This is a genomic window from Okeania sp. SIO2C9, from assembly GCF_010672455.1.
GTDB lineage: Bacteria > Cyanobacteriota > Cyanobacteriia > Cyanobacteriales > Microcoleaceae > Okeania.
Map to the genome: position 1 here is coordinate 1 of NZ_JAAHGO010000299.1, position 1,069 is coordinate 1,069.

Consider the following 1,069-nt stretch of genomic DNA (forward strand, 5'->3'; position numbering starts at 1 on the left):
TTTGAGTCTGTTCCTAGTAGAGACTCCCAATCAGATGCCTCTTCCTCATCTAATTGTTCTGTCAAGTCAAGTTCTACCAGCTCTCGGCGAACTTGCTTAAGTAAGACTTTAAGTTCTTCCAACAAACTTGGGTCAGCTGGCGGCGACTGCCAACCTAGCTTAATCGCGCTGTTCACTGCCCGTGTTAACTGGTTAAGATTGTTCCCAATTCGAGCTAGCTGCCAGTAAGTCTGAGCTGCTATGGTTGTGGTGCGGCGGGGCAGCCTGCGGTAAATTGTCTTCAGCCGGAATAAGTCAGAGCGAGTCAAGCCCTCTGATTTAGCCATTGACTTGATTGCTTCCCACTCATCGTTAGAGAGACACAGCAAAAACTTTCTGGGTCGTGGTTTCTTGGGCATAGGTCAAGGGGAAGGGAGTCGGGAGTCGGCATAAATACACCTTCAATTCAGCTTGTTTTCTTATAGCAGGAATAACCAGCGCTAGAGGAGAATTGAGCTGCGCCCCTACTCGATAATGCTTCCATCGGGCAGTTTTAACCGAGAGTTAGCCATACCTTGAGTGAACCGATGTAGTAAACGCTGTTTTTCCATTGGGTCGGTAGGCATCGGTGGCATCTCAACCCCCGCTTCTTGTGCCAGGTGAAATAGCTGCTCAAGTCCCTTCTCGACAAGTTGAGCGTGTTCGGGTTCGGAGTATTCAGACAAAGGCAAGTCCATATATTTCTCAAACAGCTCAAAGTCGAATTGAGTGCCTTTTCTGGGTCTGGGAATTTTCCCAAAGTTGGGGTCTAATTTTTTCCGTCGCTTGGCTTCTCCCATGTCAATCTCCCTTGAACTAGCTCCTAATAGTAATATCTCTTAAGCTTATATACCGCGTCCAATTTTTCTCTTATACCAAGAATCACCGCTGACTACTTGGGGTGGACGCTTTTGGCAAAAACAAGAGAGTAATGCTCAATGGAAAAAATTTAGACCACTACTTCATTTCCCATTCAAGCAGAACCAGTCTGTCACAATCACTGTTGCTCGGCTGCAAGTTGCTGTTTTCTGACAGCACGGGCAATCAATGG

2 protein-coding genes are annotated in these 1,069 nt (G+C 46.9%); both read right to left on the reverse strand.

Annotated features, from left to right (window positions below):
• Positions 1 to 326: plasmid mobilization relaxosome protein MobC (mobC, locus tag F6K23_RS41165; protein ID WP_293167068.1), on the reverse strand; the 326-nt coding region annotated here is incomplete at its 3' end.
• A gap of 177 nt (positions 327 to 503) precedes the next feature.
• A complete protein-coding gene (locus tag F6K23_RS41170; RefSeq protein ID WP_293167070.1) occupies positions 504 to 818 on the reverse strand; it encodes a hypothetical protein in 315 nt (104 codons plus the stop codon).
• Positions 819 to 1,069: the final 251 nt, after the last annotated feature.

What these genes read in the sequence shown, in the direction of transcription:
- F6K23_RS41170 (WP_293167070.1), bottom strand. Translation starts at nt 818, where the DNA reads ATGGGAGAAGCCAAGCGACGGAAAAAATTAGACCCCAACTTTGGGAAA.